Origin of the sequence: Escherichia sp. TW09308 (genome assembly GCF_000208565.1) — a bacterium.
Classification (GTDB): Bacteria; Pseudomonadota; Gammaproteobacteria; order Enterobacterales; family Enterobacteriaceae; genus Escherichia; species Escherichia marmotae.
This window is the reverse complement of the sequence record NZ_AEME01000001.1, coordinates 899,288-915,454: the sequence shown is the minus strand read 5'-3', so window position 1 is coordinate 915,454 and position 16,167 is coordinate 899,288. Positions and strand designations below refer to the sequence as shown.

General features: G+C 52.5%; 11 protein-coding genes. 5 read left to right on the top strand and 6 right to left on the bottom strand.

What is annotated here, in order from left to right:
- Complete coding sequence (gene argC / locus ESM_RS0104570) at positions 1-1,005, bottom strand: N-acetyl-gamma-glutamyl-phosphate reductase (protein ID WP_000935354.1); 1,005 nt, start codon at positions 1,003-1,005, stop codon at positions 1-3.
- A 153-nt stretch (positions 1,006-1,158) separates the two neighbouring features.
- Between argC and argE the strand changes: the two genes are divergently transcribed.
- The 4 genes from argE to ESM_RS0104545 all read left to right on the top strand — a co-directional run bounded on the left by argE (position 1,159) and on the right by ESM_RS0104545 (position 8,416).
- Positions 1,159-2,310, top strand: coding sequence for an acetylornithine deacetylase (gene argE, locus ESM_RS0104565; protein WP_010376593.1), 1,152 nt, complete (start codon positions 1,159-1,161; stop codon positions 2,308-2,310).
- 474 nt (positions 2,311-2,784) lie between these two features.
- A complete protein-coding gene (gene ppc, locus ESM_RS0104555) occupies positions 2,785-5,436 on the top strand; it encodes a phosphoenolpyruvate carboxylase (protein ID WP_001005558.1) in 2,652 nt (883 codons plus the stop codon).
- A gap of 180 nt (positions 5,437-5,616) precedes the next feature.
- Positions 5,617-7,350 carry a phosphoethanolamine transferase CptA gene (locus ESM_RS0104550; RefSeq protein WP_000556325.1) on the top strand — a complete coding sequence of 578 codons (1,734 nt, stop codon included), beginning with the start codon at positions 5,617-5,619 and terminating at the stop codon, positions 7,348-7,350.
- Between the two features lie 214 nt (positions 7,351-7,564).
- The gene (locus tag ESM_RS0104545) at positions 7,565-8,416 is read left to right on the top strand and encodes an AraC family transcriptional regulator (RefSeq protein ID WP_000274587.1); all 852 of its coding nucleotides are present in this window, start codon (positions 7,565-7,567) and stop codon (positions 8,414-8,416) included.
- Here ESM_RS0104545 and ESM_RS0104540 read toward each other — a convergent pair.
- The 5 genes from ESM_RS0104540 to ESM_RS0104520 are packed head-to-tail and all read right to left on the bottom strand — an operon-like array spanning position 8,403 to position 13,352.
- Positions 8,403-8,744 (bottom strand): PTS fructose-like transporter subunit IIB, encoded by a 342-nt coding sequence (locus ESM_RS0104540; RefSeq protein WP_000323857.1) that lies wholly within the window; start codon positions 8,742-8,744, stop codon positions 8,403-8,405. The two genes, ESM_RS0104545 and ESM_RS0104540, sit on opposite strands and share 14 nt — an antisense overlap.
- A gap of 1 nt (position 8,745) precedes the next feature.
- Positions 8,746-9,624: a [formate-C-acetyltransferase]-activating enzyme gene (locus ESM_RS0104535; protein WP_000175534.1), complete on the bottom strand. Its 879-nt coding sequence runs from the start codon at positions 9,622-9,624 to the stop codon at positions 8,746-8,748.
- Positions 9,590-11,887 (bottom strand): formate C-acetyltransferase, encoded by a 2,298-nt coding sequence (locus tag ESM_RS0104530; protein WP_000184814.1) that lies wholly within the window; start codon positions 11,885-11,887, stop codon positions 9,590-9,592. Before ESM_RS0104530 ends, ESM_RS0104535 begins: the two co-directional genes overlap by 35 nt.
- Positions 11,888-11,937: 50 nt before the next feature.
- Entirely contained in the window at positions 11,938-12,258 is a 321-nt protein-coding gene (locus ESM_RS0104525) for a PTS fructose-like transporter subunit IIB (protein ID WP_000161265.1), read from the bottom strand.
- Positions 12,259-12,272: 14 nt separating this feature from the next.
- Positions 12,273-13,352 carry a PTS fructose transporter subunit EIIC gene (locus ESM_RS0104520; protein WP_001004461.1) on the bottom strand — a complete coding sequence of 360 codons (1,080 nt, stop codon included), beginning with the start codon at positions 13,350-13,352 and terminating at the stop codon, positions 12,273-12,275.
- Between the two features lie 310 nt (positions 13,353-13,662).
- Between ESM_RS0104520 and ptsP the strand changes: the two genes are divergently transcribed.
- Positions 13,663-16,164: a phosphoenolpyruvate--protein phosphotransferase gene (ptsP, locus tag ESM_RS0104515; protein ID WP_001185149.1), complete on the top strand. Its 2,502-nt coding sequence runs from the start codon at positions 13,663-13,665 to the stop codon at positions 16,162-16,164.
- Positions 16,165-16,167: the final 3 nt, after the last annotated feature.

Sequence of the window (16,167 nt, the reverse complement as noted above, 5' to 3'; positions counted from 1 at the left end):
TTAAATAAGAGACTGCGTTTCCGCATAGCCGAAACGAATATTGGCACACTGGATTGCCTGTGCCGCCGCACCTTTCAATAAGTTGTCTTCGGTCGCCACCACAATCAGATGCTCGCCCTGAACGGCAAAACCGATATCGCAGAACGGTAGCCCGACAACGTTTTTCAGCGCCGGAACGCCTTTGTCATACAACCGTACCAGCGGTTTATGCGCATATGCCTGTTGCAACACTTGTGCTACTTGCGCCTGGGTCACGCCCGGTTTCAGACGGCAGGTAATCGTTTCCAGAATGCCGCGCGGGAAATTGCCCAGATGCGGGGTGAAGATCACGTCAGCACCAAGGTGTGTAGCGATCTCCGGTTGATGGCGATGGGTAAAGACACCGTATGGTTGCAGGCTGACTTCACAAAAGCTGTTAGAAATCGCTGCCTTACGTCCTGCACCGCTTACACCGCTGGTGGCGTTGATGACCGGCCACTGATTGAGATCTAGAAGATCGGCATCAATCAACGGTTTAAGCGCCAACTGCGCTGCCGTCGGGTAACACCCCGGCACCGCAATCAAATTCGCTTCTTTTAATTTATTGCCGCACCACTCCGCCAGACCATAAGCGGCTTGCTCCAGCAGTTCCGGGTATTGATGGGTAAAGCCGTAATATTTTTCATAGAAGGCGGCGTCGTTAACGCGGAATGCGCCGGAAAGGTCGAATACCACACAGCCTGCATCAAGAAACTGCGGTGCTAAATCGTGGCTAACTTCATGGGCAGTGGCGAGAAACACCACATCCACCCCTGGGCTAAACTCGCTGATATCCGACATCGGCTGCAGCGGCAGATCAACGATGCCTTTGAGCTGCGGATGCAAATCGGAGATTAACTTTCCCGCATCATTGCTTTGCGCTGAAACAGTCAAAGCGGTTATGTTCATATGCGGATGGCGATTTACATAGGTCACTAGCTCTGCGCCAGCGTAACCACTGGCACCCACAATCAGCGTATTCAACATCGGGGCTATTCACCTTCTTATGTCTGTTTGCCTGGCTAAACGTAAAACATTCACCTTACGGCTGGTGGGTTTTATTATGCTCAACGTTAGTGTATTTTTATTCACAATTAATGCATGAATATTGATACTATCATGACCAGAGGTGTGTCAACAATGAAAAACAAATTACCGCCATTTATCGAGATCTACCGTGCTCTGATTGCCACACCTTCAATAAGCGCCACGGAAGAAGCGCTCGATCAAAGCAATGCAGATTTAATCACTCTGCTGGCGGGTTGGTTCAAAGATTTGGGCTTCAATGTGGAAGTGCAGCCCGTGCCGGGAACACGCAACAAATTTAATATGCTGGCAAGTTGCGGACACGGCGCTGGCGGCTTGTTGCTGGCGGGGCATACCGATACCGTGCCGTTTGATGACGGGCGCTGGACGCGCGATCCGTTTACGCTGACTGAGCATGACGGCAAGCTCTATGGTCTGGGCACCGCCGACATGAAAGGCTTCTTTGCGTTTATCCTTGATGCACTACGCGATGTCGACGTCACGAAGCTTGCAAAGCCGCTCTACATTCTGGCGACTGCCGATGAGGAAACCAGTATGGCCGGAGCGCGTTATTTTGCCGAAACCACCGCCCTGCGCCCGGATTGCGCCATCATTGGCGAACCGACGTCACTGCAACCGGTACGCGCACATAAAGGCCATATTTCTAACGCCATTCGCATTATGGGTCAGTCGGGGCACTCCAGCGATCCGGCACGCGGGGTGAATGCCATCGAGCTGATGCATGACGCCATCGGCCATATTTTACAATTACGTGACGACCTTAAAGAACGCTATCACTATGAAGCGTTTACCGTACCGTATCCCACGCTCAACCTCGGGCATATTCACGGCGGTGACGCATCTAACCGAATTTGCGCCTGCTGTGAGTTGCATATGGATATTCGTCCGCTGCCAGGCATGACGCTCAATGAACTTAACGGCTTGCTCAACGACGCGCTGGCATCGGTAAGCGAACGCTGGCCGGGTCGTCTGACGGTCGAAGAGCTGCATCCGCCGATCCCTGGTTATGAGTGCCCGCCGAATCATCAACTGGTTGAAGTGGTTGAGAAATTGCTCGGCGCACAGACCGAAGTGGTGAACTACTGTACCGAAGCACCGTTTATTCAGACGCTATGCCCGACGCTGGTGTTAGGACCAGGTTCAATCAATCAAGCCCATCAGCCTGATGAATATCTGGAGACACGGTTTATTAAACCCACCCGCGAGTTGATCACCCAGGTGATTCACCATTTTTGCTGGCATTAAAACGTAGGCCGGACAAAGCGCTCGCGCCGCATCCGGCACTGCTGCCAAACTCCAGCGCCGCAATAATGTCGGATGCGATGCTTGCGCATCTTATCCGACCTACAGTGACTCAAATGATGCCCAACCGTAGGCCGGATAAGGCGCTCGCGCCGCATCCGGCACTGCTGCCAAACTCCAGCGCCGCAATAATGTCGGATGCGATGCTTGCGCATCTTATCCGACCTACGTATTTGGTGTTACGCGAGGCGAATTTTTAACATTCCCATAAGTTACGCTTATTTAAAACGTCGTGAATTTAATGGCGTAAATCCCTGCTATTTATTCGTTTGCTGAAGCGATTTCGCAGCATTTGACGTCACCGCGTTTACGTGGCTTTATAAAAGACGACGAAAAGCAAAGCCCGAGCATATTCGCGCCAATGCGACGTGAAGGATACAGGGCTATCAAACGATAAGATGGGGTGTCTGGGGTCATATGAACGAACAATATTCCGCGTTGCGCAGTAATGTCAGTATGCTCGGCAAAGTGCTGGGAGAAACCATCAAGGATGCGTTGGGAGAACACATTCTTGAACGCGTAGAAACTATCCGTAAGTTGTCCAAATCTTCACGCGCTGGCAATGATGCTAACCGCCAGGAGTTGCTCACCACCTTACAAAATTTGTCGAACGACGAGCTGCTACCCGTTGCGCGTGCGTTTAGCCAGTTCCTGAACCTGGCCAACACCGCCGAGCAATACCACAGCATTTCGCCAAAAGGTGAGGCTGCCAGCAATCCGGAAGTGATCGCCCGTACCCTGCGTAAACTAAAAAACCAGCCAGACCTTAGCGAAGAAACTATCAAAAAAGCGGTTGAATCGTTGTCGCTGGAACTGGTTCTTACCGCACACCCAACCGAAATCACCCGCCGCACACTGATCCACAAAATGGTGGAAGTGAACGCCTGCTTAAAACAGCTCGACAACAAAGATCTCGCTGACTACGAACATCACCAATTAATGCGCCGTCTGCGCCAGTTGATCGCTCAGTCGTGGCATACCGATGAAATCCGCAAACTACGCCCAAGCCCAATTGATGAAGCCAAATGGGGTTTTGCAGTAGTAGAAAACAGCCTGTGGCAGGGCGTGCCGAATTACCTGCGCGAACTGAATGAGCAACTGGAAGAAAACCTGGGCTACAAACTGCCGGTAGAATTTGTTCCGGTTCGTTTTACCTCGTGGATGGGCGGCGACCGCGATGGCAACCCAAACGTCACCGCCGACATCACCCGTCACGTACTTCTGCTCAGTCGCTGGAAAGCAACTGACCTGTTCCTGAAAGATATTCAGGTTCTGGTCTCCGAGTTGTCGATGGTTGAAGCAACACCTGAACTGCTGGCGCTGGTCGGTGAAGAAGGTGCTGCAGAGCCGTATCGCTATCTGATGAAAAACCTGCGTTCTCGCCTGATGGCGACCCAGGCGTGGCTGGAAGCGCGCCTGAAAGGTGAAGAACTGCCAAAACCGGAAGGCCTGCTGACACAGAACGAAGAATTATGGGAGCCGCTCTACGCTTGCTACCAGTCACTTCAGGCGTGTGGCATGGGGATTATCGCCAACGGCGATCTGCTTGATACTCTGCGCCGCGTGAAATGTTTCGGTGTACCGCTGGTGCGTATTGATATCCGCCAGGAGAGTACTCGTCATACCGAAGCATTGGGTGAACTGACCCGCTACCTCGGCATCGGAGACTACGAAAGCTGGTCAGAGGCCGACAAACAGGCGTTCCTGATCCGCGAACTGAACTCTAAACGTCCGTTGCTGCCTCGCAACTGGCAACCAAGCGCCGAAACGCGCGAAGTGCTCGATACGTGTCAGGTGATTGCCGAAGCGCCACAAGGCTCCATTGCCGCCTACGTGATCTCGATGGCGAAAACACCGTCTGACGTACTGGCTGTCCACCTGCTACTGAAAGAAGCGGGAATTGGATTCGCGATGCCGGTCGCACCGCTGTTTGAAACCCTCGATGACCTGAACAACGCCAACGATGTTATGACCCAACTGCTGAATATCGACTGGTATCGCGGTCTGATTCAGGGCAAACAGATGGTAATGATTGGCTATTCCGACTCAGCAAAAGATGCGGGCGTGATGGCGGCATCCTGGGCGCAGTATCAGGCACAGGATGCGTTAATCAAAACCTGCGAAAAGGCGGGTATTGAACTGACGCTGTTCCACGGTCGCGGCGGTTCCATTGGCCGCGGTGGCGCACCAGCACATGCAGCACTGCTTTCGCAACCGCCGGGAAGCCTGAAAGGCGGCCTGCGTGTGACCGAACAGGGCGAGATGATCCGCTTTAAATACGGTCTACCGGAAATCACCGTTAGCAGCCTGTCGCTGTACACCGGGGCGATTCTGGAAGCCAACCTGCTGCCACCGCCAGAGCCGAAAGAGAGCTGGCGTCGGATTATGGATGAACTGTCGGTCATCTCTTGCGATGTCTATCGTGGCTACGTGCGTGAAAACAAAGATTTTGTTCCTTACTTCCGTTCCGCTACGCCAGAACAGGAACTGGGCAAACTGCCGTTGGGTTCACGTCCGGCGAAACGTCGCCCAACCGGCGGCGTCGAATCACTGCGCGCCATTCCGTGGATCTTCGCCTGGACGCAAAACCGCCTGATGCTTCCCGCCTGGCTGGGTGCGGGTACAGCGCTGCAAAAAGTGGTCGAAGATGGCAAACAGAACGAACTGGAAACCATGTGCCGCGACTGGCCGTTCTTCTCAACACGTCTGGGAATGCTGGAGATGGTGTTCGCAAAAGCGGATCTGTGGCTGGCGGAATACTATGACCAACGCCTGGTCGACAAAGAACTGTGGCCGTTAGGTAAAGAGTTACGCAATCTGCAAGAAGAAGACATCAAAGTGGTGCTGGCGATTGCCAACGATTCCCATCTGATGGCGGATCTGCCGTGGATTGCCGAGTCTATTCAGCTACGGAATATATACACCGACCCGCTGAACGTGTTGCAGGCAGAGCTACTGCACCGCTCCCGCCAGGCGGAAAAAGAAGGTCATGAACCGGATCCCCGCGTAGAACAAGCGTTAATGGTCACTATTGCCGGGATTGCGGCAGGTATGCGTAATACCGGCTAATCTCTCCCTCTATCAACCCTCGTGCAATAGTGCGAGGGTTTTCTGAAATACTTCTGTTCTAACTCCCTCGTTTTCAATATATTTCTGTCTGCATTTTATTCAAATCCTGGATATCTCTTCAGATATCCTTAAGGTTTTACCCTTACATTCGGCGCTATTTTTTCGAGACAGGTTCTTACTATGCATTCCACAGAAGTCCAGGCTAAACCCCTTTTTAGCTGGAAAGCCCTGGGTTGGGCACTGCTCTACTTTTGGTTTTTCTCTACCCTACTACAGGTCATTATTTACGTCAGCGGCTACAGCGGTACTAACGGCATGCGCGACTCGCTGTTGTTTAGTTCGCTGTGGTTGATCCCGGTATTCCTCTTTCCGAAGCGGATTAAAATTATCGCCGCGATAATCGGCGTGATGCTGTGGGCGGCCTCTCTGGCGGCGCTGTGTTACTACGTCATATACGGTCAGGAGTTCTCGCAGAGCGTTCTGTTTGTGATGTTTGAAACCAACACCAACGAAGCCAGCGAGTATTTAAGCCAGTATTTCAGCCTGAAGATTGTGCTTATCGCGCTGGCCTATACAGCAGTGGCAGTTCTGCTATGGACACGCCTGCGCCCGGTCTATATTCCGAAGCCGTGGCGTTATGTTGTCTCTTTTGCCCTGCTTTATGGTTTGATTCTGCACCCGATCGCCATGAACACGTTTATCAAAAACAAACCGTTTGAGAAAACGTTGGATAATCTGGCATCGCGCATGGAACCCGCCGCGCCGTGGCAATTCCTGACAGGTTATTATCAGTATCGCCAGCAACTTAACTCACTGACGAAACTACTGAATGAAAATAACGCATTACCGCCGCTGGCTAATTTCAAAGACGAATCGGGCAACGAACCGCGCACCTTAGTACTGGTGATTGGCGAATCAACCCAGCGTGGACGCATGAGCCTGTACGGTTATCCGCGTGAAACCACGCCTGAACTGGATGCGCTGCATAAAACCGACCCAAACCTGACCGTGTTCAATAATGTGGTCACATCGCGTCCGTACACCATTGAAATCCTGCAACAGGCGCTGACTTTCGCCAACGAAAAGAATCCGGATCTGTACCTGACGCAGCCGTCGCTGATGAACATGATGAAACAGGCGGGTTATAAAACGTTCTGGATCACCAACCAGCAAACGATGACCGCCCGCAACACCATGCTGACGGTATTTTCGCGCCAGACCGATAAACAGTACTACATGAACCAGCAACGCACACAGAGTGCGCGTGAATACGACACCAACGTGCTGAAGCCGTTCCAGGAAGTGCTGAAGGACCCCGCGCCGAAGAAACTGATCATCGTTCATCTGCTGGGTACGCACATCAAATACAAATATCGTTACCCGGAAGATCAGGGCAAGTTTGATGGCAATACCGATCACGTGCCGCCGGGATTAAGCGCAGAAGAGTTGGAATCGTATAACGATTACGACAACGCCAACTTGTACAACGATCACGTAGTTGCCAGCCTGATTAAAGACTTTAAAGCTGCTGATCCGAATGGTTTCCTGGTTTACTTCTCTGACCACGGTGAAGAGGTTTATGACACACCACCGCATAAAACTCAGGGGCGTAATGAAGACAACCCGACGCGCCACATGTACACCATTCCGTTCCTGCTGTGGACGTCGGAAAAATGGCAGGCGACTCATCCGCGTGATTTCTCGCAGGATGTCGATCGTAAATACAGCCTGGCTGAACTGATCCACACCTGGTCGGATTTGGCGGGCTTATCTTACGACGGTTACGATCCAACCCGTTCGGTGGTGAACCCGCAATTCAAAGAAACCACCCGCTGGATTGGTAACCCGTATAAGAAAAATGCGCTGATCGATTACGACACTCTGCCGTATGGCGATCAGGTGGGTAATCAGTAATTATCTACCAGGTGCTATTTGCCGGATGCGACGCTTGACGCGTCTTATCCGGCCTACAGATCGCGGCGGTAGGCCGGATAAGACGTTTACGCCGCATCCGGCAATACAACTGCCGCAATGTTTACATCTCACTCCCATCAGGCCACACTTTTCAGGTGGCCTTTTTTCATAATGCCAGTTACTGTTTTCCCGTCTACATACCTGAGGGAATAACATGTATCACGACGTCAACTATCTGCTCTCCCGCCTGATCAACGGCCCGCTGTTACTCCGCCAGGTTTACTTCGCGAGCAGCAACGGCCCGGCCCCCGATCTCGCGTATAAGGTCGATTTTCCACGGCTGGAAATTGTGCTGGAAGGCGAGTTTGTTGATACCGGTACAGGTGCAACGTTAGTTTCCGGCGATGTACTGTACGTTCCCGCTGGCGGGTGGAATTTCCCACAATGGGAAACACCCGCCACGACATTTAGCGTTCTGTTTGGCAAACAGCAACTCGGCTTCAGCGTCGTACAGTGGGATGGCAAACAATATCAAAATCTGGCAAAGCAACACGTCGCCCGACGTGGCCCACGTATTGGCTCGTTCCTGCTACAAACGCTCAATGAAATGCAAATGCAGCCGCAGGAGCAACAAACAGCCAGGCTTATTGTTACCAGTTTGCTTAGCCACTGCCGCGATTTGCTCGGCAGCCAAATTCAGACAGCCTCTCGCAGCCAGGCACTTTTCGAAGCCATTCGCGATTACATCGACGAACGTTATGCCACCGCGCTGACCCGCGAATCTGTCGCGCAGGCGTTCTACATTTCACCAAACTACCTATCGCACCTGTTTCAAAAAACGGGGGCTATTGGCTTTAACGAATACCTGAATCACACGCGACTGGAACATGCTAAGACGCTACTGAAAGGCTATGATCTGAAGGTAAAAGAAGTGGCTCACGCCTGCGGTTTTGTCGACAGCAACTACTTCTGCCGTCTGTTTCGTAAAAATACCGAACGCTCGCCGTCGGAATATCGTCGGCAGTACCACAGCCAACTGACAGAAAAACCAACTACTCCAGAATAAGGTGCGTTTGCTGCGGCGCAGAAAGCACCTTACGAACAGCACTCATCACCCGATGAGGTTCGCGTAGAAAAGCGTAGATACCGCATTGTACATAGCGACAATGTTCAAAACGCTCGGCACCAGAAAGCTCGATATCTGTAATCAACAACACAACATCCGCGCGACGGATATTCTCGTCCGATAAGCGGTTCTCCGTTCCCAGCGCCCCCTGAGTTTCAATGCTGACGCTCCACTTTTCCTGCTGACACAACTTTTCCAGCCGTTCTGCCGCCATATAGGTATGTGCCACACCGCTAACGCAGGCGGTAACTGCAACCAGATATGCCATCCTACCCCCCAACCGTAACCTGAAAACCAGCCTGTTCAGCCATTTCACGCATCAATGCCACATCGGCTGACGACGGTGCCGGTATATCTTTCATCGACCATTCGCGCCCCAACAGACGGTATTTCGGTTCACCGTACTGATGAAACGGCAACAGGTGGATCTGCCTGATATTCAAAGGAATCAACACATCCAGCGCCTGCTGCATATTCTCTCTGCTGAGCGTATAGCCGGGGATCAGCGGCAAACGAGGGATCACATTGATACCTTCACTCACCAGCAAACGCAGATTCTCCAGCACGCGCGGCAGATTCATTTTCACCACGTCCCGCGCTCTTGTCGGGTCCATAATTTTTAAATCGAACAACACTTCATCGCACAATTTCGCCAGCGGTAGCAACCTGCTTGCTGGCGCGTCTCCGGCAGTTTCGATGGCACATGACACGCCCCACAGCCGCAGTCGTTGCAAAAAACGGGTAGCAAACTCCGCTTGCACCAACACTTCACCGCCAGAAAGCGTGACACCACCGCCAGACGTGCGAAAGAAAATGTCATCCTTCATCACTTCCCGTTCCAGAGCGTCGAGGCTGATATCACGACCAATCCGCTCAAATGCGCCGGAAGGACATTCATCTGCATCACGTAAACATTTCGCGCAATGCAGACATTTCGCCTCTCTACGCACCGTCTGGATTTTGCCGGAGATCGACTCCGGATTAGCACACCACGGGCACAGATGTGGGCAGCCTTTAAAAAAGACCACCGTACGAATACCCTCACCGTCATTCAGCGAATAACGCTGAATGTTAAAAATACGCGCCACATCCTCGCGGCGCGTTTCCACAACGTTACAACTGATGCGCTGTACGGCGGATAATGTCATCCTGAATTTCCTTCGAGAGTTCGACAAAGAAGGCGCTGTATCCGGCAACGCGTACCACCAGCCCCGCATAGTCCTGCGGGCGCAATTGGGCTTCACGTAACGTGTCGGCATTCACTACGTTAAATTGAACGTGCTGCAACTTAAGCTGAGTAAATGCACGTAAGAAGTCAGCCAGTTTGCGTAATCCCGCTTCACCTTCCAGGGTAGCCGGAGTGAATTTCACATTCAGCAACGTACCGTTAGAAAGCAACGTGTTATCAAGTTTACTTACTGACTTCAGCACCGCCGTTGGCCCTTGTCCGTCCTGACCCAACATTGGTGACAAACCACCATCAGCCAGTTGTTCTCCGGCGAAGCGGCCGTCTGGCGTCGCGCCAACCACCGACCCCAACGGGACGTGAGCAGAAACGGTATACGATCCCGGCGTGAAGTAGCCGCCGCGCGGGTTCTGGTATTTTTCCACTTCTTTGCAGTAATGGCGCAGCAATTCGGCGCTAATGTTATCCACCTCGTCGATATCGTTGCCGTACTTCTCAAAGCGGTTAATTAAACGAGCACGGATTTTTTCGCCTTCTGGCGTTTCGAAGTTTGCTTTTAATACCGACAACAATTCGTCAAAACTTAAACGTTGTTGATCAAAAACCATCCCTTTCAACGCATGGAGTGAATCACTCAGGTTAGCGATACCAATCCCCTGCACGCCGGAAAAGTTATAACGCGCGCCGCCGTCGGTAATATCGCGGCCTTTTTCCAGACAATCGCTGATAAACGAAGAGAGCAGCGGCACTGGTGCCCAGTCACGATGGCCGATATCGCAAATATTGCTGCCTTCAACCATCAGAGTGATGTAGTGGCTGATCTTCGCGCGAATTTGTTCCAGCAAACCGTCATAACTCAATGCGGAATTACCTTCATTCTCATGCAGGCAGATTTCCATCACTTTCAGCAGGTTAAACATCGCGATATCGTGCAGACCGTAGGTTCTGCCCGGAATGGATAATTCCACGCAACCGACCACTGAATAGTCGCGCGCATCTTCCAGCGAAACACCACGGTTGAGGAACGCGGGCACCACCACTTCATCGTTGAAGATTTGCGGAATACCAGTACCAAGACGAATGGTTTCTGCGGTTTTCATCAGGAACGGCGTGTCAATCAAGGCGTTAGTGCGCACACCGAGATTTGGCTGCGGCAACTGTACGCTTTGATAGGCGTCGAGACAGAGAAACGAAAGCACATTCACCGCGCTACGTCCGTTTTCCGTTAAACCACCGAGCAGTGCGGTATAACCGGTCGGGAAACCTGCGAAATAGCGCGCGCTGCTGGTGGAACGTAACAGCACAATGTCATTACATTTCACCCACAGGGACTCGAGCAGTTCTTTCAGGAACGCCGGATCTTCACCCTGGGTCAGCGAGGCCTGATAGAACGGCAACATATACTGATCGAAGCGCCCTAACGACAGCGAACTGGCGTTAGATTCATATTGCAGAATGATGTTCATGTACCAGAACAACTGGCACGCCTGCCAGAACGTCTGCGGCTTATGTTCGGCGTTATGACGGGAGATCTCCGCAATAGTCAGCAATTCTTCCCGACGTTGGGCATTAACGCAGCTTGCTGCCATCGTTTCTGCCAGTTCGGCGTAACGCAAAATATGTTTCTGCGAGGCTTCCAGCAATAACAGCGCAGCCTGATAAAAGTGATTATCCGGCTGTTGCTGGCAATGTTGTTGCATCTGCGCCACCAGCTCACCCAGCCCGTGATTCAGCAGGCGTGGGTAATCAATAATGATGTGCCCCTGGCCTTTATCCGTCTGGTTGATGCTGAAAATCTGCGTACTGGTCGCCGCTTTAACTTCGTCCGTCATCTGCCCATTGATGAAATCTTTCATCGAGCGTTTTTCCCAGTACGGGAACAACTCTTCGCGATAGATACGTTTATCTTCTTCACTAATGGCGAAGCGGTCCTGCGGGCGCGTCGGGAATTGATCCAGCTCTTTCAGCAACCAGTAAGGATCCATTTCCGGCGACATAATCCCGGCGCGCGGTTTTACGGTGCGGTTACCGGCAATCAGCTCTTCATCACGAATCGAAATTTCAACGTGTTCAAGGATATACGCTGTCGCTTTCGCCCGGCGCAATATCACCGGTTCGCCTTCGGTTTGCCGATGGCTGGCGGTATAAAGCAGCGCCCGCTCCAACGAGATTTCACGGGTATTGGCAAACAGTGCAGTTTTAAGGCGAGAGATACGATTCGTCATGAGGAACTCCTGTGGGAAAGCGAACCCGCCCTTGCGGGCGGGATAAGAACTTAAGCGGTTTGCGCCAGGTGAGCTTCAATTTTGCTCATAATGGCGTCAGCGCGTTTTACTGCGTCGCTGATGTTGACACGCACGATGGTCTTGCCAGCAAAACGCTCTTCAAACTTGATGCCGATATCTTTGGTCAGAATCACCATATCGGCGCTCGCCACGTCTTCCGCAGTCAGTTCGTTTTCCAGACCAATCGACCCCTGGGTTTCTACTTTCACTTCCCAGCCTTTTGCTTTCGCGGCACTTTCCAGCGCCTCTGCCGCCATATAGGTATGGGCAACACCTGAAGGACATGCGGTTACTGCAATAATTTTCGTCATGGCTCGTTCCTCAATTAATTAATTTCAAAATCCAGATCCAGGTCGTCTTCCTTCTCATCAGTTGAAGACCCATTTTTACGCGCCAGACTTTTCAGCACGTTAACGCAGATAGCCGTTGCTACAGCCCCAACAGCCACTGCCGCGATGTAACCCAACTTGCCTTCAACTACCGGCAGCACAATCAGACCACCCCAGCCTGCATAGCACTGCGCACCAACCAATGCCGCGGTGACCGTGCCACAAACAGTGCCCACCATGATGGAAGGGATCACACGCAACGGATCGGCGGCGGCGAAAGGAATCGCCCCTTCAGTGACACCAACACAGCCCATCACCAACGCCGCTTTACCGGTTTCACGTTCTTCTGCGGAGAAGTTTTTGCGACCAATCAGCGTCGCCAGCCCCATCCCCAGCGGCGGAACACAGATCCCTACTGCCGCGATCGCCACCACGGTATAAACACCCTGGGCGACACAAATCAGCATGAATGCATACGCCACTTTGTTAACCGGACCGCCCATATCGAACGCCAGCATCAGCCCCATAATGACCGCCAGCATGATAATGCTGCCCTGCTGCATTCCCTGAAGCCACTGGGTCAGACTGTTAGTCAATGCGCCCACAGGCTCGCCCAGCCCCCACATCATGACGCCAGCGGTAATTAAGGTGCCGACGATCGGAATAATGAAGATTGGCATGACAGAACGCAGAACTTTATGCACCGGGATTTTCTTCAGGTAATGCACCACGATGCCGCCGATAATCCCGGCGATCAGCGCGCCAAAGAAGCCTGCACCAAAACTGTTACCGACCCAGGCACCAATAGCGCACGGAGCCAGCGCGGAACGTTCCGCAATGGAATAACCGATGTAAGCAGCAAGGAAAGGCACCATCAGCGTTAAGCCCGCGACGCCGATATCAAACAGTTTTTTCAGATTCGGATCGGCTACGGCATCTGGCACCGCACCTTTGCCGTACAGCATGACGGAAACCGCCAGCAAAATACCGCCCGATACTACGAAGGGAATCATGTGTGAAACGCCCGTCATTAAATGCTGACGAGTGTTTTTCAGTATCTGCACCAACTCATTCATAAGCTGCTCCTGGGCTTGCAAAAGCCCATGTCCATATTTTTTTGATGGGAGAAACAATAGGCAATCGCAAGCGGAGCAAACAGTGGATAAAAAGGCCATTTACTGGACTTTTGTAATGTCAGTACAAAAATGCGATCCGCCTCATAACTTGCGTTATCTCGGAATCATGCCGGAGTGGCGCGTCTTGTGAGACGCGTCGCAAATTGACGGTTACATTACATTTGTCCAGCTTTTGACAGATTTGTCACATGGCAGGCCGTTACCGTGCACTCTTATCCTGTAAACAGAAAACCTTACCGGGAGAGAGGCAATGGCCCTGATTGTGGAATTTATTTGTGAGCTACCTAATGGCGTACATGCACGTCCGGCAAGCCACGTTGAAACGCTGTGTAATACTTTTTCATCGCAAATTGAGTGGCATAACCTGCGTACCGATCGCAAGGGCAACGCCAAAAGCGCGCTGGCGCTGATTGGCACCGATACACTGGTGGGCGATAACTGCCAGTTACTGATTTCTGGAGCCGACGAACAAGAAGCACACCAGCGTTTAAGCCAATGGCTGCGCGATGAATTTCCCCACTGTGACGCGCCGCTGGAAGAAGTAAAATCTGACGAACTGGAGCCGCTGCCGGTTTCACTGACTAATCTGAATCCGCGCATTATCCGCGCCCGCACCGTGTGTAACGGTAGCGCAGGCGGCATCCTGACGCCGATTTCCTCTTTAGATCTCAATGCACTGGGTAATCTTCCTGCCGCTAAAGATGCTGACGCCGAACAATCTGCACTGGAAAACGGCCTGACACTGGTACTGAAAAACATTGAGTTTCGTCTGCTGGATAGCGACGGTGCCACCAGCGCAATACTGGAAGCCCACCGTTCGTTAGCGGGCGATACCTCTTTACGTCAACACTTACTGGCGGGTGTCAGCGAGGGATTAAGCTGTGCCGAAGCGATTGTTGCCAGTGCGAATCACTTTTGCGAAGAGTTCGCCCGTTCCAGTAGTAGCTACCTGCAAGAGCGTGCGCTGGATGTGCGCGACGTCTGCTTCCAGTTACTCCAGCAAATTTATGGCGAACAACGCTTCCCGGCACCGGGTAAATTGACGCAGCCAGCCATTTGTATGGCGGATGAACTAACCCCCAGTCAGTTCCTCGAGCTGGATAAAAATCACCTCAAAGGTCTGCTACTGAAAAGCGGCGGCACCACCTCACACACGGTGATCCTTGCCCGTTCATTTAATATTCCGACGCTGGTCGGCGTGGATATCGAGACCCTTAGCCCGTGGCTGCAACAAACGATTTATATCGACGGCAACGCCGGGGCGATTGTGGTCGAACCGACAGAAGCGGTGGCGCGTTATTATCAACAGGAAGCGCGCGTACAGGACGCTCTGCGTGAGCAACAACGTGTCTGGCTGACCCAGCAAGCCCGCACCGCTGATGGTATCCGTATCGAAGTTGCTGCTAACATCGCTCACTCGGTAGAAGCACAGGCTGCGTTTGGCAATGGCGCAGAAGGCGTTGGTCTGTTCCGCACTGAAATGCTCTATATGGATCGCACCAGTGCACCGGGCGAAAGCGAGTTGTACAACATTTTTTGTCAGGCGCTGGAATCCGCCAACGGGCGCAGCATTATTGTGCGTACTATGGATATTGGCGGCGATAAACCCGTTGATTATCTGAATATTCCCGCAGAAGCCAACCCATTCCTTGGTTATCGCGCGGTGCGTATTTATGAAGAATACGCGTCACTGTTTACCACGCAATTACGGTCGATCCTGCGCGCCTCTGCTCACGGCAGCCTGAAAATCATGATCCCGATGATCTCCTCAATGGAAGAGATCTTATGGGTGAAAGAAAAGCTGGCGGAAGCCAAACAGCAACTGCGTAACGAACACATTCCGTTTGATGAAAAGATCCCACTCGGCATCATGCTGGAAGTACCGTCGGTCATGTTCATTATCGACCAGTGCTGCGAAGAGATTGATTTCTTTAGTATCGGCAGTAACGACCTGACGCAGTATCTGCTGGCGGTGGATCGTGATAACGCTAAAGTCACCCGTCACTACAACAGTCTGAATCCGGCATTCCTGCGGGCGCTTGATTACGCCGTTCAGGCAGTGCATCGCCAGGGTAAATGGATCGGCCTGTGCGGAGAACTGGGGGCAAAAGGTTCCGTACTGCCGCTGCTGATCGGTTTAGGGCTGGATGAACTTAGCATGAGCGCACCGTCAATTCCGGCGGCAAAAGCACGCATGGCGCAACTCGACAGCCGCGAATGTCGTCAGTTGCTTAACCAGGCGATGGCCTGCCGTACTTCACTGGAAGTGGAGCATCTGCTGGCGCAGTTCCGTATGACGCAACAGGATGCGCCGCTGGTTACCGCCGAGTGCATCACGCTGGAAAGCGACTGGCGCAGCAAAGAAGAAGTGCTCAAAGGCATGACCGATAACCTGCTGCTGGCAGGACGCTGTCGCTATCCGCGGAAACTGGAAGCCGATCTGTGGGCGCGTGAGGCCGTCTTCTCTACCGGACTGGGCTTTAGTTTCGCCATTCCACACAGCAAATCAGAACATATTGAGCAGTCGACCATCAGTGTGGCTCGTCTGCAAGCACCTGTGCGCTGGGGCGATGATGAAGCACAATTCATCATTATGTTAACCCTGAACAAACACGCTGCGGGCGATCAGCATATGCGCATTTTCTCGCGCCTCGCTCGCCGCATCATGCACGAAGAATTCCGTAACGCGCTGGTTAACGCCGCTTCCGCCGACGCTATCGCCAGCCTGCTGCAACATGAACTGGAACTGTAAAAG